Annotated in this window: 20 protein-coding genes and 2 pseudogenes; 9 read left to right on the forward strand and 13 right to left on the reverse strand. The window is 41.5% G+C overall.

The annotated features are described in order from the left end of the window. Positions 1–19 precede the first annotated feature (19 nt). The 3 genes from F972_RS11275 to F972_RS11285 are packed head-to-tail and all read right to left on the reverse strand — an operon-like array spanning position 20 to position 1,482. Positions 20–445 carry a YqaA family protein gene (locus F972_RS11275; protein ID WP_004683042.1) on the reverse strand — a complete coding sequence of 142 codons (426 nt, stop codon included), beginning with the start codon at positions 443–445 and terminating at the stop codon, positions 20–22. Between the two features lie 5 nt (positions 446–450). Next, positions 451–861, reverse strand: coding sequence for a hypothetical protein (locus F972_RS11280; protein WP_004675682.1), 411 nt, complete (start codon positions 859–861; stop codon positions 451–453). Between the two features lie 3 nt (positions 862–864). Beyond that, complete coding sequence (locus F972_RS11285; RefSeq protein WP_004675680.1) at positions 865–1,482, reverse strand: glutathione S-transferase N-terminal domain-containing protein; 618 nt, start codon at positions 1,480–1,482, stop codon at positions 865–867. 290 nt (positions 1,483–1,772) lie between these two features. Here F972_RS11285 and F972_RS11290 point away from each other — a divergent pair, with 290 nt between their 5' ends. Then, complete coding sequence (locus F972_RS11290) at positions 1,773–2,246, forward strand: Hsp20 family protein (protein ID WP_004683043.1); 474 nt, start codon at positions 1,773–1,775, stop codon at positions 2,244–2,246. Between the two features lie 60 nt (positions 2,247–2,306). Here the strand turns inward: F972_RS11290 and infC are convergent, their stop codons facing one another. Beyond that, positions 2,307–2,858 (reverse strand): translation initiation factor IF-3, encoded by a 552-nt coding sequence (gene infC / locus F972_RS15490; protein ID WP_081398901.1) that lies wholly within the window; start codon positions 2,856–2,858, stop codon positions 2,307–2,309. A gap of 5 nt (positions 2,859–2,863) precedes the next feature. Next, entirely contained in the window at positions 2,864–4,786 is a 1,923-nt protein-coding gene (gene thrS / locus F972_RS11300) for a threonine--tRNA ligase (protein WP_004757242.1), read from the reverse strand. 275 nt (positions 4,787–5,061) lie between these two features. On the opposite strand from thrS, the gene F972_RS11305 reads away from it, so the two are divergent. Next, the gene (locus tag F972_RS11305) at positions 5,062–6,708 is read left to right on the forward strand and encodes an acyl-CoA synthetase (protein WP_004757241.1); all 1,647 of its coding nucleotides are present in this window, start codon (positions 5,062–5,064) and stop codon (positions 6,706–6,708) included. A 130-nt stretch (positions 6,709–6,838) separates the two neighbouring features. On the opposite strand, the pseudogene F972_RS16325 reads toward F972_RS11305, so the two are convergent. Both F972_RS16325 and omp38 read right to left on the reverse strand, forming a co-directional pair. Continuing rightward, positions 6,839–7,290 (reverse strand): annotated as a pseudogene (locus F972_RS16325) (IS3 family transposase); the annotation flags it as partial. Between the two features lie 108 nt (positions 7,291–7,398). After that, positions 7,399–8,466: an outer membrane protein Omp38 gene (gene omp38, locus F972_RS11320; RefSeq protein ID WP_004769807.1), complete on the reverse strand. Its 1,068-nt coding sequence runs from the start codon at positions 8,464–8,466 to the stop codon at positions 7,399–7,401. A 390-nt stretch (positions 8,467–8,856) separates the two neighbouring features. Here omp38 and F972_RS11325 point away from each other — a divergent pair, with 390 nt between their 5' ends. The 3 genes from F972_RS11325 to F972_RS11335 all read left to right on the forward strand — a co-directional run bounded on the left by F972_RS11325 (position 8,857) and on the right by F972_RS11335 (position 11,240). Continuing rightward, positions 8,857–9,372 carry a GspH/FimT family pseudopilin gene (locus F972_RS11325; protein ID WP_004683055.1) on the forward strand — a complete coding sequence of 172 codons (516 nt, stop codon included), beginning with the start codon at positions 8,857–8,859 and terminating at the stop codon, positions 9,370–9,372. Between the two features lie 111 nt (positions 9,373–9,483). Next, positions 9,484–10,659 (forward strand): thiolase family protein, encoded by a 1,176-nt coding sequence (locus F972_RS11330; RefSeq protein ID WP_004683057.1) that lies wholly within the window; start codon positions 9,484–9,486, stop codon positions 10,657–10,659. Between the two features lie 137 nt (positions 10,660–10,796). Next, complete coding sequence (locus F972_RS11335) at positions 10,797–11,240, forward strand: VOC family protein (protein ID WP_004683058.1); 444 nt, start codon at positions 10,797–10,799, stop codon at positions 11,238–11,240. A gap of 110 nt (positions 11,241–11,350) precedes the next feature. On the opposite strand, the gene F972_RS11340 is transcribed toward F972_RS11335, so the two are convergent. From F972_RS11340 to F972_RS11350, 3 genes are all read right to left on the reverse strand, one after another. After that, complete coding sequence (locus F972_RS11340) at positions 11,351–11,836, reverse strand: DUF934 domain-containing protein (RefSeq protein WP_004675657.1); 486 nt, start codon at positions 11,834–11,836, stop codon at positions 11,351–11,353. Beyond that, a complete protein-coding gene (locus F972_RS11345) occupies positions 11,829–13,472 on the reverse strand; it encodes a nitrite/sulfite reductase (RefSeq protein ID WP_004769808.1) in 1,644 nt (547 codons plus the stop codon). Before F972_RS11345 ends, F972_RS11340 begins: the two co-directional genes overlap by 8 nt. 422 nt (positions 13,473–13,894) lie before the next feature. Next, complete coding sequence (locus F972_RS11350) at positions 13,895–15,013, reverse strand: CaiB/BaiF CoA transferase family protein (RefSeq protein WP_004769810.1); 1,119 nt, start codon at positions 15,011–15,013, stop codon at positions 13,895–13,897. A 492-nt stretch (positions 15,014–15,505) separates the two neighbouring features. On the opposite strand from F972_RS11350, the gene F972_RS11355 reads away from it, so the two are divergent. After that, entirely contained in the window at positions 15,506–16,519 is a 1,014-nt protein-coding gene (locus F972_RS11355; RefSeq protein ID WP_004675650.1) for an AraC family transcriptional regulator, read from the forward strand. Positions 16,520–16,579: 60 nt separating this feature from the next. On the opposite strand, the pseudogene F972_RS16330 reads toward F972_RS11355, so the two are convergent. Beyond that, positions 16,580–17,123: pseudogene (locus F972_RS16330) on the reverse strand (AAA family ATPase). 177 nt (positions 17,124–17,300) lie between these two features. Here F972_RS16330 and F972_RS11365 point away from each other — a divergent pair. The 3 genes from F972_RS11365 (at position 17,301) to F972_RS11375 (ending at position 21,185) form a co-directional block, all read left to right on the forward strand. Next, entirely contained in the window at positions 17,301–18,506 is a 1,206-nt protein-coding gene (locus tag F972_RS11365; RefSeq protein ID WP_004683064.1) for an acetyl-CoA C-acetyltransferase, read from the forward strand. 146 nt (positions 18,507–18,652) lie between these two features. Then, complete coding sequence (locus F972_RS11370; protein ID WP_004683066.1) at positions 18,653–20,800, forward strand: 3-hydroxyacyl-CoA dehydrogenase NAD-binding domain-containing protein; 2,148 nt, start codon at positions 18,653–18,655, stop codon at positions 20,798–20,800. A 160-nt stretch (positions 20,801–20,960) separates the two neighbouring features. Next, positions 20,961–21,185, forward strand: a complete 225-nt coding sequence (locus F972_RS11375) for a hypothetical protein (protein WP_004683067.1) — start codon at positions 20,961–20,963, stop codon at positions 21,183–21,185. A gap of 76 nt (positions 21,186–21,261) precedes the next feature. On the opposite strand, the gene F972_RS11380 is transcribed toward F972_RS11375, so the two are convergent. Both F972_RS11380 and F972_RS11385 read right to left on the reverse strand, forming a co-directional pair. Continuing rightward, the gene (locus F972_RS11380; RefSeq protein ID WP_004683069.1) at positions 21,262–21,684 is read right to left on the reverse strand and encodes a GNAT family N-acetyltransferase; all 423 of its coding nucleotides are present in this window, start codon (positions 21,682–21,684) and stop codon (positions 21,262–21,264) included. Between the two features lie 16 nt (positions 21,685–21,700). Then, the gene (locus F972_RS11385; RefSeq protein ID WP_004683071.1) at positions 21,701–22,918 is read right to left on the reverse strand and encodes a class I SAM-dependent methyltransferase; all 1,218 of its coding nucleotides are present in this window, start codon (positions 22,916–22,918) and stop codon (positions 21,701–21,703) included. Positions 22,919–22,958 lie beyond the last annotated feature (40 nt).

Consider the following 22,958-nt stretch of genomic DNA (forward strand, 5'->3'; position numbering starts at 1 on the left):
AGTGAAACTTTCCCTTTTTTCAAAAAACTCCAAGATATAACACATACAATGTTAAATAACGCCCACCTTTGGCAATCGTCACAATGAACAGGAATCGCCAAAAGTTTTCTTTCATCAATCCTGCAATCAAGGTAATTGGATCACCAATCACAGGTGTCCAACTCAGTAGAAGTGAATAAAAACCATATTGATGATAAATCTGTTGTGCCTGCTCTAAACGCCGTCCAGAAACAGGAAACCATTTTTTATCTTTAAAATGTTCAATTTTCACTCCTAACCACCAGTTCACACATGAACCCAGCACATTGCCCAATGTTGCCACCAATAAAAGATAGAAAGGGTTGGACAATCCCTGTACCAACAGTGTCATAAACACGGCTTCGGACTGCAAGGGAAGTAAAGTGGCAGCCCCAAAAGCAGAGATAAATAATAGAAAATACGACATTTAACTTAAAACTTTGTAGGACGTAACACAGCATAGTTAAATAATGAAAAAATGAATGGGAGTAAAAATCCGCACCAAAAGGTAAGGTCAGAATCTATGAGTTTCTGAAACAAGCTAAACTCAACACCCTCTCCTCGTGGTAAATCATGATAAAGATAGGACAATAGCATCAGATAAATACTTAAACATCCGACAAAAATAAATGTAGTCAGATATGAGTTTTTTGTCTCAAGCTGTAGCCAGGCAAAGACTGATGAAAAGAACAATCCAACGACACTGATAAAGATAAAAAACAACTGACCACTAACATCGTAGCCCCACAAATTTTGCATCATTCCACATAAAATTGCTGTCACAAACAACAATCCCATCGCAACCCACCAATGTATCCAATAACGATTTTGAGTCATATGCATATCTTAGACCTGAATTGACAATGCTTTCTGTATCGCAGGACGGGCGGTTAAACGTTCAATATAGTCTTGCACATAAGGATAATCTTCCAGTTGAATCCCTTGCCATTCATGGCGCAATACCCAAGGCAAGATTGCCATATCCGCAATTGAATACTCACCCGCCACGAACTTCTGACCAATCAATTGCTTATTTAAAACAGTGTAAAGACGCTTAGTCTCATTGATATAACGATCAATGGCATAAGGAATACGTTCAGGTGCAAATTTATTAAAATGATGATTTTGCCCCAGCATTGGACCAAACCCACCCATTTGCCACATTAACCATTGCTCTACTTCAACTCGCTCTTGTTCATCCGTAGGATAGAATAATCCAGTCTTCCGACCTAAATATTGTAGGATTGCACCTGATTCAAATACAGAAATCGGTTCACCATTTGGTCCATTTTGATCAACAATCGCAGGAATTTTATTATTTGGCGAAATACGTAAAAAATCAGGTTGAAATTGGTCATTTTCCAAAATATTAATTGGAAAAATTTGATAATCCAAGCCCATTTCCTCAAGTGCAATGGCTATTTTATGTCCATTGGGTGTTCCCCAATAATAAAGATCAATCATTTTAAAATTATTCTCCATACAGCGTAGATGGTGGCTCTTCACACACCTTAATAGATTTAAAAAGAAACAACAAGTTTTGCAAATTAAAAATAATTTTTTATAATTATCAATTATATATAAAATTTATTTAAAAAAATAGATCTTTAACTTGAATTTTTTAAACTCAAACATATATTAATTATTGTGTTAGAAATGACGATTTTTAACATTCTGTCGATGTTTATACATGGCAGGTTTAAGTTTTTATCTTCTTATTTTTAAAACTTTGCTGACCTCAGGAGGTTCTAATCATGAGTAATCTAAATCTTCATCCTTTATTTCGTCGTAGCATTGGATTTGATCGTTTAAATGATTTTATTGACTACGCCATGCAAAGTGATGCACCCAATTATCCTCCATATAACATAGAGAAAGCTGGTGAAAACCGTTATCGCATTGTGGTGGCTACCGCAGGTTTTAGCCTAGAGGAATTAGGACTAAGTCTAGAAAATCAGCTTCTTACCATTTCAGGTAAACCTGAGGTTGTTCAGAAAGAAACAACTGAATATCTGCATAAAGGAATCGCGCGTCGTGCCTTTAAATTGTCTCTACGCTTAGATGAACATATTGAAGTTCAACAAGCTGATTATGAGAATGGTTTATTGATCATTGACTTAGAACGAATCATACCAGAAGAGAAACTTCCACGCGAAATCCCAATTGGTAAGAAAAAACTTTTACTTGATCAGCCTAATTCTACAGAAAAAACTGTAAGTACTGAGTAATTATGCTTTAAATCAAAAAAGCCCTGCTATTCGAGCAGGGCTTTTTTGATGATTGGATGATTACTTTTTCTTTTTCGGGCCAATTAACATGCCCATTTGACGACCTTCCATCTTCGGCGCTTGTTCAACTACGCCAAAGTCAGCAACGTCTGCTTCAATTTTTTGTAATTGAGCCAAACCAAGCTGTTGATGTGCCATCTCACGACCACGGAATCGTAAAGTGATTTTTACCTTATTTCCTTCTTCAAGGAAACGTAAAATTGCACGCAATTTAATTTGGTAATCACCTACATCCGTTGCAGGACGTAACTTAATTTCTTTCACTTGCACTTGATGCTGTTTTTTCTTCGCATCTTTTTGCTTTTGCTTTAAGTCAAATAAGTGCTTGTTGTAGTCCATGATTTTACAAACAGGCGGTTCTGCATTAGCAACAATCTCAACAAGGTCAAGATTAGCTTCTTCAGCAGCACGTAATGCTTCAGTTAATGAAACAACACCTTTTTGTTCTCCATCTGCAGCAACGAGGCGTACTTCTTTCGCACGGATCTCTTCATTAATTGCAGGACGGTTACTTTTAGCACCTTGTTGCTGGTTACGGTCAGGCTGTTTAATCTTTATTACTCCACAATGTACCGGCCGCGTTCGGCAACGGCAGATTTCACTAGGTCAATAAATGCATCTACTGACATAGTACCTAAATTTTTTCCTGAGCGAGTACGCACATTAACAGTACCTTCTTCAACTTCTCGATCACCAAGAACCAGAAGGTAAGGAATACGCTCTAGGGTACGCTCACGAATCTTAAATCCGATCTTTTCATTTCTCAAGTCAGAAATAGCACGAAGACCATTTTCTTTGAGTTTTTCAACCACTTGTTCACACGCTTCTGCTTGTGAATCAGTAATATTCATAACACACGCTTGAATTGGTGTTAACCATGGTGGCATAAAGCCCGCATAGTGTTCAATTAGTATACCAATAAAACGCTCAAAACTACCAAGAATTGCACGATGAAGCATGACTGGTTGATCACGATCATTGTCTTCAGTGACATAAGACGCATCTAAACGGATTGGTAAGTTGAAGTCACATTGAATCGTACCGCACTGCCAGATACGGCCTAAGCAATCTTTCAATGAAAATTCAATCTTCGGACCATAGAATGCACCTTCACCTGGTTGTAAGTCCCAAGCCAAGCCTGCATCATCCAAAGCATCAGCAAGAGATTTTTCTGCTAAATCCCAAAGTGCATCATCACCGACACGCTTTTCAGGACGTGTTGAAAGTTTCATTTGCACTTCTTCAAAGCCGAAGTCTTTATAAACATCTAAAGTCAGTTTAATAAAGTCTGCAACCTCTTTACCAATTTGCTCTTTGGTACAGAAAATATGTGCATCATCTTGAGTAAAGCCACGAACACGCATAATGCCGTGTAATGAACCAGATGGTTCGTTACGATGACATGAACCAAACTCGGCCAAACGAATTGGCAAATCACGATAAGATTTCAAGCCTTGGTTAAACACTTGTACGTGACAAGGACAGTTCATTGGCTTAACAGCATAGTTACGACTCTCTGAATGAGTCGTAAACATGTTGTCCGCATAGTTGGCCGCATGGCCTGATTTTTCCCACAAAGTGAAATCTACGATTTGTGGTGTTTTAATCTCAAGGTAGCCATTGTCCTGCTGAACTTTACGCATGTATTGTTCAAGCACTTGGTAAATCGTCCAACCATTTGGATGCCAGAACACCATACCCGGTGCTTCTTCTTGCATATGGAACAGGTCTAAAGCTTTACCAATTTTACGGTGGTCACGCTTTTCAGCTTCTTCAATACGTTTGATATAAGCTGCAAGCTGTTTTTTGTCTGCCCACGCTGTACCATAAATACGTTGTAACTGTTCATTCTTCGCATCCCCGCGCCAATAAGCGCCTGACATTTTAGTCAGTTTGAATGCTTTTAAAAATTTAGTATTTGGCACGTGTGGACCACGGCACATATCCAAATAATCTTGATGGTAGTACAAGCCCATTTGTGTTTCATTCGGCATGTCTGCAATCAAGCGTAATTTGTATTCTTCACCGCGTGCTGTAAATTCTGCAATCACTTCATCACGTGATGTCATTTTTTTGATGACATCATAGTCTTGATCGATGAGCTTTTTCATACGCTCTTCGATCGCCGCCATATCATCTAAAGTAAATGGGCGTGGCATCCAGATATCGTAATAGAAACCCTCTTCAATGACTGGGCCGATAACCATTTTCGCCTCAGGGAACAATTGCTTAACCGCATGTCCTACCAAGTGCGCACATGAGTGACGAATGATCTCTAGACCTTCTTCATCTTTCGGGGTAATAATCTGAACTGTCGCATCTTCTGTGATTAAATCACAAGCATCCACCAAACGATCATTGATACGGCCAGCAACTGTATTTTTTGCAAGACCTGGACCAATGCTTTGAGCAAGTTCCATCACGGAAATCGGATGATCAAACTGTTTCTGATCACCATTTGGTAAAGTAATGATTGGCATAATAAAATCCTTAAGGAGTGATGCCCTATACGAAGGAGCATATCACCGCGAGATTATGTATTGAGGAGGAATCCTCAAAAGATAAAAAACGGCGGATAAAAAAGTACTCAAGATTTTACACAGGTTTAGATGCGGATGAAACCTTTGATTCAGAAAAATACAGGAACAATCAAGGAATCGTCTCATACTAAAGCCTAAATGAATTAGACTGGGCGAAACACTATGTTGGTGTGGATATAAATAAACCTGACAAGAACAGCAATGGAGCAGTACACATGGTCAGTGCATATGATGAGTTACCACGAACACCAGCAAATTTTGTTGCCTTATCACCATTGCGTTACCTGGAGCGTGCCGCCTACATTTACCCAAATCAGGCAGCCATTATTCATGGTGAACGTCAAATTACATGGCAGCAAACCTATCAACGCTGTCGCCAGTTTGCACATCAACTCAGAAATCTAGGTATTCAAAAAAACGATACCGTTTCGGTACTGTTACCAAATGTCCCTGCAATGATCGAAGCTCATTTTGCAGTACCAATGGCAGGTGCTGTACTCAATACGCTGAATACTCGCTTGGATGCAAAAACTATTGCTTTCATGCTCACACATGCGGAATCAAGAGTACTGCTTGTCGACCCTGAATTTAAAACCCTTGCAGAAGAAGCGTTAAAGCTGATCACTCAAAATATTATTGTGATTGATGTTTTTGACCATGCGTTTGAGGGTGAACAGGTTGCAATTGGCCAGTATGAATATGAGTCGTGGCTGGGACAGGGTAATCCAGATTTTGAATGGTTACTCCCACAGGACGAATGGGATGCGATTAGCCTCAACTATACCTCTGGTACAACAGGCAATCCGAAAGGCGTGGTTTATCACCATCGTGGTGCTTACCTCAATGCGGCAAGTAATATTTTGGCCTGTGGGATGAAGCCGCGTGCGGTGTATCTATGGACATTGCCATTGTTCCACTGTAATGGCTGGTGTTTTGCCTGGTCAATTGCCGCAAGTGGTGGCACCAATATCTGTTTACGCAGGGTTGATCCTGTATTGATCTTTAAATATATCGCTGAGTATAAGGTCGATTATTTCTGTGGTGCGCCGATTGTATTGTCCATGCTGATCAATGCCCCAACAGATCAACGCACATCATTTGATCATCACATCGAAGTCATGGTGGCTGGAGCTGCCCCGCCCGTTGCGATTATTGAGGGCATGCGTCATATCGGCATCAACGTCAACCATGTTTATGGTTTGACCGAAACCTATGGTCCATCGGCATTATGTGCATCACAGGCTGGCTGGAGTGATTTATCTATTCAGGAGCAAGCGCAGCTTCATTCTCGCCAAGGCGTACCATACCCATTGCAAGACAGTATGCGAGTACTTGATCCTGAAACAATGCAACCGGTACCGAATGATGGGCAAACCATGGGCGAAATCATGTTCCGTGGCAATATCGTGATGAAAGGTTATCTCAAAAATCCACAAGCGACTGAAGAAGCTTTTAAAGGCGGTTGGTTTCATACAGGAGATTTGGCGGTTTATCATCCTGACGGTTATGCCAAGATTACTGACCGCTCCAAGGATATTATTATCTCAGGTGGTGAGAACATTTCCTCCCTGGAAGTGGAAGATGTGCTCTATCGCCATCCTGCCGTACTTACCGCAGCGGTTGTGGCAAAACCAGATCAACGCTGGCAGGAGGTGCCATGTGCCTTTATTGAATTAAAACAGGGTGCATCTGCATCCGCAGAAGAGATTATTGCACATTGCGAAAAGGAGCTGGCGCGCTTTAAAGTTCCTAAAGATGTGGTAATTACTGAGATTCCGAAAACATCGACAGGGAAATTACAGAAATTTATTTTAAGAGAATGGGCGAAACAACGTGCAACAGGAGAATTCGGGAATTATTAAGACAGTGTCCCGTCCTAAAATAGGTTGACACTTATTTCAACTATAAAATGCCTGATAAACCTCATTGGGCGTTTTATATTTTAATGCAAATGGCCTGATCCTTTTTAATGCGTAGAGATTCCTACTTGCATTGCTTGTAATAGGCTTGACGAGTCATTCCAAGATAACGGCAGCATTGCATAATACTTATCCCCGTTTCTTGCTTTTCCCTGATGACTTGCCTCGTGGCTTTTCTACAATGCTGACTCCATAATCTCTTTCGAGTACATCTACAACAGTTTCAAAGAATTCAGCTTTTTGTTGAGTGTTGACAAGTTGGTGCTCAAGTTCTTTAATTCTTTGTTCTAGCGTGAGCGGTGTATTGGGCATGGAGGTTTTACCTGGATGAAAAGAGAGTGCTCACTGACTCCAGTCTAGGTTACCATGCTTGCGAAGCCAAACCAATACTGTTGAACAGCCCTGTATTTCATATTTATCCTGTGCCTGCCTATAAATCATTTCACCTTTTTCGACTTGGTCAACAACTGATAATTTAAAGACGAGACTATAATCTCGTTGTGTTCTTCTAAGCACTCTAGTCATAACACTCTCCAATTTTAGGAATGGAAAGTGTCAACCTTAATTAGGACGAGACATAGATATAAAAAAAGCGGCTCAATTGAGCCGCCCTTTCATATCATCAAGACTCAATTACTGAGCTTGTTGACCTGGTTGTACAACAACAGTACGGCTACCAGTGATCGCAGCGAATACGCGACGGTTCATAGCACGACCTTCTTTAGTCTTGTTGTCTGCAATCGGTTGATCCCAAGCGAAACCCTGAGTAGATAAACGAGATGCATCAACATTGTATTCATTCACAAGTGCAGACTTAACAGAGTTGGCACGAGCTAAAGATAAACGTTCGTTCAACTTACGTGGACCCGTGTTGTCTGTGTGACCTTCAATGCGAGCAGTCGCATTCGGATACTCATACAATTTCTCTGCCACTTTCGCAATTTCAGACTTGTACTGCGGCTTGATGTCTGACTTGTTGGTATCAAAGAATACACGAAGTTCCATGTTAAGGTCTTCAGTCATCTCTTGTGGCTGCGGCTGAACTGGTACTGGTACTGGTACTGGTACTGGAACAACTTCAACTACTGGTGCAGCTGGCTTCAAGTGACCACCAAGAACAACGTTTAAACCAGCAAGTGCTGTGTAGTTCCAGAAGTCTTCGTCGATATTATAAGTACCACGAGCTTCAGTACGAAGAGATAAAGCATCGTTTAAGCGCCAGAAAGCACCGATACCAGCATTACCTAGAGTACCTTCTTCTTTCAAACCACGACCAACACGACCTAACTCTGCTTCATTAGCATCAGTAAAAGAGTATTTGTAATGACCAGCACCTAACAATACATATGGCTTGATTTTGCTGTCATAGTTTTTAGTGATCAAATCAGAAGTAACATAGAAGTTACCGTTGATTTGTTGTTGCTTATATTCAGAGTTAGCAGCAAGGCTGTCAACATCACCTTTAACTTGGTTATATTCAACTTCGAAACCTAACCAAGGTGTTAATTCAACACCAATAGCAGCACCAACGAATAAATCGTCTTGTAGTTCGCCACCGTTAGTTAAGTGCTTATCACCATTGTTGTGTTTAGTGTCTTGGAATGTGTAACCAAGCAATAATGGAGTGATTGTTACGCCCGCGTTAGCAGCAGCTAAAGGAGCAGCAACAAGCATAGCAAGTGCAATACGACTCAATTTCATGGATATCCTCCAGAGATAACATTTGTTTGTTGTTAAGTTTAGCCTATAATTTTTGACCACTCATAAGCATCAAGCACTTAAAATGTTCTTTTTAAGCTATTCACTTAACTTTGTATCATACAAACACTCGAGTAATTTTCCAAGTGCTTGATAACTTTAACCTAGTAAATTATTGACAAAATTTCTTACAATTTCCGTTGTAGTTCAGTAAATTTTCAATTCCCATGTAAAGTAATAATCAATTATCGTTCGCAAGTTTTTATTTATTTGCTATGTAGCATTTCTATTTAAATAATGGCCTAAATATGGGTTAATGTATTATTTAATTTTAAAAACACATTTTAACACTTTGTTATTTATATATTTAAACAAAAATTACTTGGGTTTCACATGAAAACAACATTAGGTTTTACCTTAACCGAAATGGTGGTGACCACGACTATTTTGTCCATAATAGTCGCTTTCGCAATTCCAGCATTTCATCATTTACTGGCTTCCTGGGAGTCAAACCAGACCATTAGAATACTCACAATGAACATACAAAAAGCAAAGATTGATGCACAAATTTACCATAAAAACGTGATCATTTGCCCAAGTCAGGATTTAGAGAGTTGCCATAATGACTGGAACAAGGGTTTTATTAGCTTTATAGATAGCAATAAGAATAGACAACGTGACAATGACGAAACCTTGTTATTTGCCAGCACACTTAATCATAAATATGGTTCACTAAGCTATAGAGGCTTTGGCTCTTCCCCACGATACATTATCTTCCAGCAGGAAAATGGCTTGCCTTTCGCTTCAAATGGTAGCTTTATCTATTGTTCCAATTCACTGGATTATCACTCAAAACTGGTCATTGGTCGTATGGGGCATCCACGATTTGAGAAAACACCCACCTGCTAAAAACTCTTCAGTCTAGGCAAGGCGACATAAAACACTTTATTCACTGTTTTTTTTTACTATACTGCATAGGTTTTGAACATTCTCTGCAAATTATAAGTCTGGAGACACACAATGACTGACATCGTAATTGTCAATGGCGCCCGTACGGCAATGGGCGGCTTCCAAGGTGCATTATCGAGTGCAACTGCACCAGAACTGGGTGCAATCACAATTAAAGAAGCAATTGCCCGTGCTGGTCTACAGCCAACTGATGTAGAAGAAGTCATCATGGGTTGTGTGTTACCAGCAGGCTTAAAGCAAGGCCCTGCCCGTCAGGCAATGCGTAAGGCTGGTTTACCTGACTCAACAGGCGCAGTGACAATTAACAAGCTGTGTGGCTCTGGCATGAAAGCGGTTATGCAGGCAGCTGACATGATCAAGGCAGGCAGTGCTGAAATTGTGGTTGCAGGCGGTATGGAATCCATGACCAATGCACCTTATGTATTGCCCAAAGCACGTGCAGGCTACCGTATGGGTCATGGGGAAATTAAGGACCATATGTTCCTTGATGGTCTTGAAGATGCTGAAACTGGTCGCTTAATGGGTTCATTTGCCCAGGACATGGCAAATACACGTGGTTATACCCGTGAGCAAATGGATGACTTTGCCATTCGTTCTTTACAACGTGCCCAAAAAGCGATTACTGAAGGTTATTTCAAGGATGAAATCGTTGCTGTAACCGTCTCAAGCCGTAAAGGTGATGTGGTTGTTGATCAGGATGAGCAACCTTTAAATGCCAAGCTGGATAAAATCCCAAGCTTAAAACCAGCTTTTGCCAAAGACGGTACCATTACTGCGGCGAATGCCAGCTCAATTTCTGACGGCGCGTCTGCACTTGTACTTACCAACAGTGATGTGGCTGCTCAACGTGGCTTACAACCTTTGGCAAAAATCGTTGCAACCGCATCAAATTCCCAGCATCCATCTGAATTTACCATTGCGCCTGTAGGTGCAATTCAGAAAGTGTTGAACAAGGCGGGCTGGGATGCGCAAGACGTTGACCTTTGGGAAATCAACGAAGCATTTGCCATGGTGACCATGTGTCCAATTGATGACTTCAAATTAGATGCAGAAAAAGTCAATATCAATGGTGGTGCCTGTGCTCTTGGACACCCAGTTGGTTCTACCGGTTCGCGTATCATTTTGACCCTGATTCATGCACTTAAACGTACGGGTGGCAAGAAAGGTGTTGCGGCACTGTGTATCGGCGGTGGTGAGGCGACTGCTGTTGCGATTGAATTGATCTAAATATCTATCATTCTTTTCTATTAAAAATCCTGCTTGATGCAGGATTTTTTATTTTCATAATTACAAAAAAATAATGCACCTTATCTAAAAATCCCGATAAGTTATGTTGTGTATAAAAAAACAACAAGGAATTTCCCATGCAACTCAATCATTATCTCAATTTCAAAGGACAGGCCGAACAGGCATTCATTTTTTACCAGTCTGTGTTTGGCGGTGAATTTTCCATGATTAGTCGCTATGGAGATATGCCACCCACTGAGGGAGTCATGCTTTCTGAAGTCGATAAAAGTTTAATCCTGCACGTTTCCTTACCGATCAATGAATTTACGGTTCTGATGGGATCGGATGTCAACGATCAGTTTTGTGCAGCAAATAGTGTGTTTACACTGGGAAATAACCATTATATTTCGATTAATCTTGAATATGATGAAACGGAAGCACGACGTTTATTTAACCAGCTTTCAGTACATGGTCATATTGAAATGCAACTGGAGAAAACTTTCTGGGGTGCACTCTACGGTGCATTTACCGATCAGTTCGGGATAAAATGGATGGTCAATTGTCAGCTTGAGAGCATATAAATAACAGAATAAAGACTTCATCTAAATAATTTTTTGATGAAGTTCTAAGCATCAATATTTGCATATAATAAAAAAGCTGAACCGTAGTTCAGCTTTTGCTTTGAGGATACTTACGCACCTGTTTGATAACTGGCCTGTGGCACTGCGGTTGAAGCCTGATAAGGGTGAGTAAAATCCTGAAGTCCAGCAGCCGCTTCGTGAATGTCCTTGCCCTCTTTGACAACAAAGGTATCAAAGCCAGAACGTTTCAAATAATTTAAAACATCCTTAAACACATCACCTACTGCACGTAATTCACCCTGATAGCCCTGACGGCGTAATAACGCAGCAAAGGAGTAGCCCCGACCATCACCAAAACCAGCAAACTCGATAAAAATTGCATCTAGTTCATTTAATGGAAATTGATGGGTTTCAGGTGAATCATTGACCGTGATATATAAAGCCTTTTTACCTTGTACCTGTGTCAACTGATCAAGTTGTGCAGTGGTCAGCACTACATCACCTTGCGGAATCAGACCATCTTCAGCAATCACTTGATAGCTATTGTCTGCAATCGTGCCATCTTTAGAAAGCACTTGTAGCGATGTATTAAGCATAAGCACGCTCCTTAAATGGCTGGATGCCAACACGGCGGTAAGTGTCGATGAAACGCTCACCCTCTGTACGCAAGTCAAGATAGGTATTGAGGATTTCTTCAATCACATCAGGAACGGCATCCGCAGCAAACGATGGCCCCAGAATGTCCCCCAACGACGCATCGTGATCAGCGTGACCACCTAAAGTGATTTGATAGAACTCAGCACCTTTCTTATCGACTCCCAAAATACCGATGTTACCAACATGGTGATGACCACAGGCATTCATACAGCCTGAGATATTCAGATCAAGTTCACCCAAATTATAAATGGTATCTAAATCTTCAAAACGACGGCTTATCGCTTCTGAAATTGGAATGGATTTCGCATTGGCCAATGAACAGAAATCACCACCTGGGCAGCAAATAATATCGGTAATAAAGCCGATATGCGCGCGTGCCATGTTGTGTTGTTCAAGTGTTTGCCACAATTCAAACAGGTCTTTTTGTGGTACATCCACAAGTGAAATATTTTGTTCGTGTGTGGTACGGAACTCACCAAAGGTGTATTTATCTGCCAAGTCAGCAATTAAATTCATTTCTTCAGAAGTCACATCACCAGGGGCAACGCCTGCACGTTTTAGTGAAATCGTGACGATACGATAGCCTTTGACTTTATGTGCATTGGTGTTGACGTTAAACCATTGCTTAAATTTTGGATGTTCAGCAAACAGTGCTGAAAAATCCTGATCTTCTAAATCTTGATAATCAAATGGAGTGAATTCTGCATCTAATTTTTTCAAGATCTCAGGCTGAATCTTCAATGCTTCACGGGTGTGCTCAAATTCAGCCTCAACTTTTTCTGCGAACACTGCTGGTGTGAGTGCTTTCACGAGAATCTTAATACGTGCCTTGTATTTGTTGTCTCGACGGCCATGCAGGTTATAGACACGCAAGGTCGCTTCAAGATAGGCAATCAAGTCTTCACGTGGTAAGAACTCACGGATTACGCTACCAATGATTGGGGTACGGCCCAAGCCACCACCAACCATGATTTTATAGCCCATTTCGCCCGCTTCATTGCGAACGATATAAACACCAATATCGTGGAAAGCAGTTGCGGCACGGTCTTTTTCTTCCAGAGCAGACACGGCGATCTTGAACTTACGTGGCAAGAACGCAAATTCAGGATGAAAAGTACTCCACTGACGAATTAATTCACACGTTGGACGTGGATCTGCAATCTCACCTGCAACCACGCCTGCAAACTGATCAGTGGTGGTATTACGAATACAGTTACCTGATGTTTGTACTGCATGCATTTGTACTGTTGCTAGCTCTGCAAGAATATCAGGTACATTTTCTAAAGCAGGCCAGTTCAACTGAATATTTTGACGAGTTGAAACGTGGGCATAACCACGATCATATTCAGTCGCGATTTCAGCAATTTTTCTGAGTTGTTTAGTATTCATCAAGCCATACGGCACAGCGATACGGAGCATAGGTGCATAACGTTGCACGTACAGACCATTTTGCAAACGTAATGGACGATATTCGTCTTCGGTCAATTTTCCTGCTAAATAGCGTTCTGTTTGATCGCGGAACTGAGCAACACGTTGGTTAATCAGTTGTTGATCGAAATCCGTATATAAATACATGGCGTATGGCTAGTCATTCATTATAAAGGCAACTAGCATAGCGAGCTTTTATTCATCAACAAAATGCTTTTTTTGCATATTTAATAACGATTTTATTGATAAGCCTATCTAATTGCCCCAAAAAGAAAAAACTCAGACGAATCTGAGCTTTTACAATCATTTTCTAAATGAAATTAGTTCTTATCTGGCAATGCATAAGCTACAAGAGACCAGCTACCACAACAAAATAAGGTAGCTTAACTAGAGCAGAATATCACTTATAAATAAGCTTTTAGTTGTTCAAACACGTAGGACCACCTCTCTTTTATGCTTTTGTATATAAAAGGTTACGCCCATTTTTAATTGATTAATTTATTCAAAATGTTAATCACTTGATTAAATGTGCAATATTTCACCAAGTTGTGATTGTATGCACATTTTTTCTACCATTTTCCTTGACCTAATCCCTGTCCGATAAATTGATAACGCATTTGAGAACGTGAAAATTTGATTGGGCATGCTAATTGAGGCTCAGTTTGATCTGTATTTTCAGATAAAGGCACATCGACCACCCAACCACGTTGTTTTGCAATCGGTGAAGTCAAAGCTTCATCCAAGCTCAACACTGGCTCAACACAAATATCTAATTGCGAAAAAATTGATTGCCACTCAGCAAAATCTTTGGAGCTAAACTTTTCCTTTAAGGCTTGTTTAATCGCTTGACGGTCTTCAGGGTCAAAAGAACTACCTTTTGCCATCAATATAGGTAAATCTAATGCAGCAGCTAACCCAGTCATAAACTGTGGTTCTAAACTTCCTACAGAGAAATAACGACCATCTTTGGTTTCATAATAGTCATAGAAAATAGCACCATTCAGCATCCCTTGCTCAGGACCTTGCGGTGTCTGACCAGCCAAACTTGCTGAGGCGGCCATACTATTTAAACTAACCACACAGTCCGTCATAGAAATATCTATGTATTGCCCCATGCCACTGCGCTGACGTTCGACCACAGCTGCGAGAATACCAATCACCGCATGCAGTGAACCACCCGCAACATCGGCAATCTGGATGCCCAATGGCGGTGGGCCACCATCCTGACGACCACTATGACCAGAAACACCTGCCAGTGCCAGATAGTTAATGTCATGCCCTGCACGGTCTTTATAAGTACCTGTTTGACCGTAGCCTGTAATTGAACAGTAGATTAAACGTGGATTGATCTCTGCCAGGGTTTCATAGTCCAAGCCCAAACGGCGCATCACATCTGGACGGAACTGTTCCAGCAGGATGTCAAACTCGGAAATCTTGTTCCTGATCATTTCAATATTGGCTGCTTCTTTTAAATCGAGTGCAATCGACTGCTTGTTACGGTTTAAATAACTATGCGCTGTCGCCTGACCGTTCGCATAAGGTGGCATAATCCTTACTAAGTCTGGACGAGTCGGTGATTCAATATGGATAACTTCTGCACCCATGTCTGCAAGATACATACTTGCGAATGGACCAGGTAACAAAGTAGAAAAATCGAGAACTTTCAATCCTTTTAATGCAGATGGCATGATAATTTTTACTCATTTTGTTTAAATTTTCTTTTATACTAGGTAGGGATAAACATAAAAACAATGTCATGTTCAGCCATTTACCTTGATAGTTTCGGCAATTTAACATGTACGCATTGAGCAATTATTTTTCTTGTCAATTGCCATAGGGCTTGTTAATTGATCAGATATACATTGCGTTGTTGGCAAAAATTTTATCAGACGAGGCATGAAACGAAAGGAATGACAATTCATTTCCGAGTTTCATAACGAAGTCTGAGACAATTTTGGTCACAACCCTACGGGACAAAGACATTTTACTTGCGGAACATTGTTCCTCATACTGCGTTATGTCTTGTTCATTTAGAGGCACTAAATCTCACAAGCCATGCCTTGTATCATCTAAAAAATGTCTATTGTCGCAACTATATCTGATCAACTAACAAGCCCTTTTATTTTAGACGGTTATTTAGGTCAATTATCGTGAATAGTAAAGAAACTGAAGGATTCAATATGAGCCGTGATACGATCAGCATCCACTTCGTGAATGCGGCTTTAACAGGTGTCAAACGCCTAGGCATGGACGTTGAAACATTACTTTCACATGTCGGTATAGAAGCAGAATTGCTGCGCCAACCCAAGGCCCGAATCTCCCCAGAGCAATACACCCGTTTCGTTAAAATGTTGTGGATGGTGACGCAGGACGAGCATGTGGGCTTTGATGTCCAGCCACGTCGTTTAGGTACATTTGCGATCATGTGCCAATTGATCATACATTCGAAAACACTTGGACAGGCACTCGAACTTTCCTCCCAGTTCTATAAACTGTTTGGTGATGAATGGTCGGTGAGTCTGGAACGTGACAAGCATGAAGCGCGTCTGGTTCCGCATATTCCTAAAGCCTTAGACCCTGATCATTTTATTACGGAAAGTATGTTGATGATTTGGCATGGGCTTGCATCATGGTTAATCGAACGTCGACTACCTTTGGAACGTGTTCATTTTGGCTATGAACGCCCTAACCACGCCGATGAATATGATGCGCTATTTTTTGCACCTGTGATGCAATTCGATGCACCACGTACGGAAATCACATTTGCTGCGGACTATCTTGATCTTCCGATCCGTCAAGATGAAAAGACCTTAGAGGAATTTTTAAAAGCTGCACCAGCGCAACTGCTGGTAAAATTCAAGAACACCAACTCGCTCACATCGCGCATTCGTGATGTGTTAAAAAGTCAGATCGGTGAGGAAATGCCGACACTGAATAATGTGGCCTCCATGCTGTATCTTTCTCCGCAAACTTTGCGTCGTCGTTTGGCTGCGGAAGGCAAGAGCTATCAAGGTGTCAAAGATGCGCTGCGCCGTGATGCCGCCATTCATTTATTGTTAACGCCAAACCTTACCCTTGAGGATGTCGCCCAACAGGTCGGCTTTAGCGAAACTAGTACTTTTCACCGTGCCTTTAAAAAGTGGACGGGTGTTACCCCAGGGTTGTATCGTCAGTTACACGGACAGCATTTATAAATCAATGTCTATAGATAGTCTGAAAGCTCAGACTATCTATTTTAATGTGTCAACAAATTATCATTGCTCTGCCTTAACTTGCTTTAGGAAAGCTTCAGTTTGTCTAGGCGAAGTCAGGCGAATAAATTGAATATGCTGATAGGCTGGGTTTTGCATGAGGTCGAAATATTTCTTACGGTTTTTTAGGATAGCATTTGATTAACCAGACAAAAATTGATTCCTTAGACAACATCAATTTTAAACTTTCCCGATTATTTGAATTTTCCCACAAATTTTTTCGGCTGATGACACGTCCCCAAGTGCGTTTAGTCAGACGTTATAGATTGATGTGAAATGGATAATCCAGCCAAATCACGGTATCCCCCTGTTGCATAATCATCGGAACGGTACGGGTATAAAGACCATCCAATACCTAACCCGCTGTGGCATGCTTCATCGCTGTTTTTAGTTTGGAGAATAAGGCTTCATTTGATGATTCCTGCCAATCATCCAGCCAGAGTAAATCATCCAGTTCGATATAGTGTAATTGTCGTTTTTGTGCCAGTTTTCGGGCAAGTGTAGACTTACCACAGCCTGTAGTGCCAATAATATTAATGAATTTCATCTGAAATGCTTGCTTCAGTTATGATGGGCCAGTTTACTGATGAAGCCGTTTTTCTGGCAAGTGACCAATTGGCGAAAAACATCAAGCTTGCCAACGTTTATCATCATTGCACTGCCACTTAAATTGAGTACACTCGAAGCACAATGATTTTAATTTAAGGCAATACAAGGAACAGCTATGAGCGAGGCCTATATTATTGATGCCATTCGCACACCACGCGGAAAAGGAAAAAAAGACGGCTCATTACATGAAGTAAAACCAATTACTTTACTCACAACATTATTGAATGAATTACAACAACGCCATCAACTCGACACATCTAAAGTTGATGATATCGTTCTCGGTTGTGTGACACCGATTGGTGATCAAGGTGGCGATATTGCCAAAACTGCTGCGATTGCTGCAGGTTGGAATGATGATGTTGCAGGCGTACAAATCAACCGTTTCTGTGCTTCTGGTTTAGAAGCGGTGAACTTGGCAGCACAAAAAGTTCGTTCAGGTTGGGAAGATGTTGTGGTTGCTGGCGGTGTGGAATCAATGTCACGCATTCCAATGGGTTCTGATGGTGGTCCGTGGGCACTTGATCCTGAAACCAACTTGAAGTCCTCCTTTGTTCCACAAGGTGTGGGTGCTGACCTGATTGCGACTTTAGATGGTTATAGCCGTGCAGGTGTGGATGCTTTTGCAGTTGGTTCACAACAAAAGGCTGCTGCCGCTCAGGCAAATGGTCATTTTGATAAATCAGTTGTGCCTGTGAAAGATCATGCAGGTGTAACAATCTTAGAAAAAGATGAATTTATCAAAGGCAATACTACCGTTGAGGGCTTGGCAAAACTGAACGCCAGCTTTGAAATGATGGGACAAATGGGCTTCGATGCAGTTGCATTACAGAAATATCCTGAAGCACAAAAAATTAACCATGTGCATCATGCAGGCAACTCATCAGGCATCGTAGATGGCGCTGCGGTAGTGTTATTGGCTTCTGAGAAAGCAGTTAAAGAGCAAGGCTTAAAACCTCGTGCCAAGGTGCTTGCAACTGCATTAGTCGGTACAGATCCAACCATTATGTTGACTGGTCCTGCTCCTGCTGCTCGCAAAGCACTGCAAAAGGCAGGCTTAAGCATTGATGACATCGACCTGTTTGAAGTGAATGAAGCCTTTGCTGCCGTGGTAATGCGCTTTATCAACGAACTGAATGTTCCTGCCGAAAAAGTCAATGTCAACGGTGGTGCGATTGCGATGGGTCATCCATTGGGTGCAACAGGTGCCATGATTTTAGGTACATTGCTGGATGAATTAGAGCGTCAAGGTAAAAAACGCGGTCTAGCAACATTATGTGTCGGTGGTGGAATGGGGATTGCCACCATCATTGAGTTGGTATAAAAACTGGCTGCATTGATCTTGCCACGTTGGAAACACTTTCAAAAATGCTCATTTACAGCTCGTAAACTGCGCTTTTTTCAAATATTTCCGCCTCGCAAGCTCTGCTTCGCCAGCGTTTTTAAGAAATAAATTTAGGACGATGATGTATGAGCGCTATTAAATACGAAAAAAACGCTGACAATATTGTAATTCTTATACTTGATTCATCTGGTCAGTCTGCCAATACCATGAATGCAGAGTTCCGTGATGCTTTAGATGAAGTCAGTCAAAAGCTGAAAGCTGAAACTGACCTGAAAGGTATTATTTTCCGCTCAGCCAAGAAAACATTCTTTGCAGGCGGCGATCTGGATGAACTGATTCAGGTTAAACCCGAACATGCCACTGAATTTTTCAAGATGATTGAAAAACTCAAAGGTGACTTACGCACAATCGAAACTTTAGGTGTGCCTGTTGTTGCAGCTTTAAACGGCACTGCGCTTGGTGGCGGCTGGGAAATCGCTTTAGGTTGTCATTATCGTATTGCCATCAATGATCCAAAAACTAAATTTGGTTTACCAGAAGTAACTTTAGGTCTACTTCCTGGTGGCGGTGGTATCGTGCGTATGGTGCGTCTGCTCGGCTTACAAAATGCATTTCCATTCTTGATGGAAGGCAAGCAGTTTGGCGTGGACAAGGCAAAATCGCTTGGTTTGGTGCATGACACCGCTGAGAATGAACAAGAGTTGTTGGACAAAGCAATTGCATGGGTCAAAGCCAATCCGCCCTCTACAAAAGCAGCACAGCAACCATTTGATGTGAAAGGCTACAAGATTCCAGGGGGTGATCCAAAAACTCCTGCGGTGGCTCAGGTATTGGCGATTGCACCAGCGATGCTGCGTGATAAAACCAAAGGGTGTTACCCAGCGCCTGAAGCCATCATGGCTGCGGCTGTTGAGGGTGCACAGGTGGATGTTGATACAGCTTTGCGTATCGAATCACGCTACTTCACCCAGCTTACCGTAGGTCAGATTTCCAAGAACATGATCGGTACGTTCTGGCATGGTCTAAATGCGATCAAGTCAGGTGCAAGCCGCCCTACGGATGTTGCAAAATGGCAAGTGAAGAAAGTCGGTGTTTTAGGTGCAGGTATGATGGGTGCAGGGATTGCCTACTCAACCGCAATCAAAGGCATTGCTGTGGTATTGAAAGATGTGTCAGTAGAAAATGCAGAGAAAGGCAAAGCTTACTCGCAAAAGTTACTTGATAAACGTGTTTCACAAGGTCGTATGACAGCAGAAAAACGTGATCAAGTGTTAGCGCTTATTACTGCTAGCGCTGATGCAGCTGATCTACAAGGCTGCGACCTGATCATTGAAGCTGTTTTTGAGAATCAGGAACTCAAAGCCAAAGTGACTCAAGAAGCTGAACAATATTTAGCGGAAGGAGGAATCTTTGCATCGAATACGTCTACCTTACCAATCACAGGTCTAGCCACAGCAAGTAAAGATACCAAAAACTTTATTGGCCTACACTTCTTTAGTCCAGTCGACAAGATGCAGTTGGTTGAAATTATCAAGGGCAAAGAGACTTCGGCTGAAACTTTGGCTAAAGCCTATGACTTTGTACAGCAAATTGCCAAGACACCAATCGTGGTGAACGATAGTCGTGGCTTCTTTACCAGCCGTGTGTTTGGTACATTCATTCAGGAAGGTATGCGCCTACTTGCTGAAGGCGTGCATCCAGCCAGGATTGAAATGGCGGCACTCAAGGCAGGTATGCCTGTAGGTCCTCTTGCAATTCAGGATGAAGTTTCTTTAACCCTGACTGAACACGTTGCAAGCGAAACCCGCAAAGCGCTACAGGCTGAGGGCAAAGACTTGCCAAAAACCCCTGTAGATGAAGTGGTTCACACCATGATTCACGAGCTGAATCGTAAAGGTAAGGCAGCGGGTGCAGGCTTCTATGAATATCCTGAAAATGGTAAAAAACATTTATGGGATGGACTCAGCCGCTGGACTAAAGACCATGATATTTCCGAACAAGATATGATTGATCGTTTCTTGTTTGTTCAGGCACTCGATACTTTACGCTGCTATGAAGAGAATGTTCTGGAATCGGTGATTGATGCCAATGTCGGCTCGATTTTCGGAATCGGTTTCGCACCGTGGACAGGAGGCGCAATCCAGTTCCTAAACCAGAATGGCATTGAGAAATCTCTCCAGCGTTCAGAACAATTGGCGGCTCAATATGGTGAGCGTTTTAATCCACCGCAGTTATTGAAAGACAAGGCACAGAAGAAAGAAATTATTCAATAATTTTTTCATTCTCTTCACTTTAGACTCATATCAGTTTCTTTAACTGGTATGAGTTTTTTTGTATTTATTGATAGAAAATCGAATTACGTCTAATCCATCACAAATTGTGCTATAAATATACCAATTCTGCTTTACTTTTTGTCCTTTGGAAATTTGTCTTATGTCTGAGAAATTATGTCCTGAAACCTCGCCGTGGGGTTGGAAAGCACTGATCATCACTTGCATTTTAAGCTTTATCTTTATGGTGATTTTTTATTTAGCCATAAATAATGAGCCTGACTATATGCCAATGAATCAAAAAAAAGCAGCGGCAGCAGCTGAAATGTCACAGTCTTCCATGACCACTGAGACAGGCAATACTGAAACACATCAGCACCACGAATGATTGAATTGGGCTAGCATACCTAAAATTTGATACCAGAAATTATAGAGTTTAAGTTCAATCCATTAATCTATGACACTTATGGTATAAGTGGCATCATCATTTCAATATGGGGAATGCCACATTCATCATACGGATCGCCTTGCGTGACAAAACCAAGTTTTTCATAAAATGAAATGGCATGAACCTGTGATGACAGTTTGAGGAATGGACGATGTTGCTGTTGTGCATAGCGAATAATATCCAACATAATCATTCGTCCAATGCCCTGCCCCCGATATTTTTGGATGACCGCCACGCGCCCAACACTATTGTTTTGCAATAGACGCGCTGTGGCTATAGCTTGATCACGATCATAAACCACAAAATGCTGTGAAATGGCATCCTGATCATCCCACTCATCCTGTTCAGGAATATTTTGTTCAACAATAAACACCAATTCCCGAATCAGTCTGGCATCTTGCTGCAATTGATCCCAATCGCCATTTTCAACGCTTAACATACCGATCTCAACACGCCTAACACTTGCAACCCAGATTTTCGACTGGCATTTGATCCTGCAACAATAATTCCAGAGATTGTTTTTCAATGCCATACATGGCTTTTAAGGCCTGAATCTGCTGCATGATGTTTGGGTCAGGCTGTTGAATATCCTTGCGTTTGGTTGCCAGAATCATCTTGTTTTTGCTGGTATGTTCCAATGCCACAAATTCAAATACCTTGGTTTCATAACCATAGGTCTTGAGCAATAAGGCCCGTAGGGTATCGGTCAGCATTTCTGCCTGCTGGCCTGCATGAATCCCAAACTGGAGCATGGGTTGCAATACTTCTGGACTCTTGAGTTGCGGCCTTAATTCTTTATGGCAACACGGCGCACACATAATCATGGAAGCATTTAAGCGAATTCCTGTATGGATGGCAAAGTCAGTTGCAATGTCACAGGCATGCAGGGCAATCATCAGGTCCAGCTTTGCGGGTTGATAACTGCGTACATCCCCCTCAAAAAAATCAAGATGGTTAAATCCAACCTGATCAGCTACATTCTGGCAGAACTCCACCAGATTGGAACGCAGTTCAACACCAGTAATCAGTGGTGTTTTATGTTGTGCCAACAAATAGTCATACAAGGCAAAGGTTAAATAGCCCTTACCTGAACCAAAATCGACAATGTTCAACTCTTGCTGTGAGGCATCAATCTGTTCATAGGCATTGGAAAAGATTTCAATGAACTTATTAATCTGTTTCCACTTACGCGCCATGCTCGGAATGATCTGCCCTTTTTCATCGGTAATGCCCAGATGCATTAAAAATGAGCTGTGCTGATCAACATAACGCTGCTTTTCACGGTTATGCTGATGCTGTTCCACTTTTGCTGATGAAGCCTGTTTTTTCTGGATATTCAGCATGGCTTTCTTTTTATTTTTTTTCAGTTGAATATCCTGATTGAGTGTAAATAAATTTGCCTGTTTAGACAGGTTCAATAGCTCAGCAATTTTCTCCAGCCCCTCAGCAATTGCATAGTTTTTGGTGATGTCTTGAGTGGTGTGGTGATACAGGCAAGACAAGGTTGGCTGCCCCTGCAACTCAATCATGCGAAACGTCATCTTTTCCAGATCTGCCAGTTCACCTTTGTACTGACTAAGAACAAGTCGTTCAAAGCTTTTATTTTCAATAGATTGCTGGATATCCAAGAAAAACTGCTGTTCCTGTTCAAAAGAAAATTTCGGCGCAAACATAGTGAAAACCTGACAAATGGAAACTAAATTCTAAAGCGTC

Origin of the sequence: Acinetobacter sp. CIP 102529, assembly GCF_000368325.1 — a bacterium.
GTDB classification, from domain to species: Bacteria; Pseudomonadota; Gammaproteobacteria; order Pseudomonadales; family Moraxellaceae; genus Acinetobacter; species Acinetobacter parvus.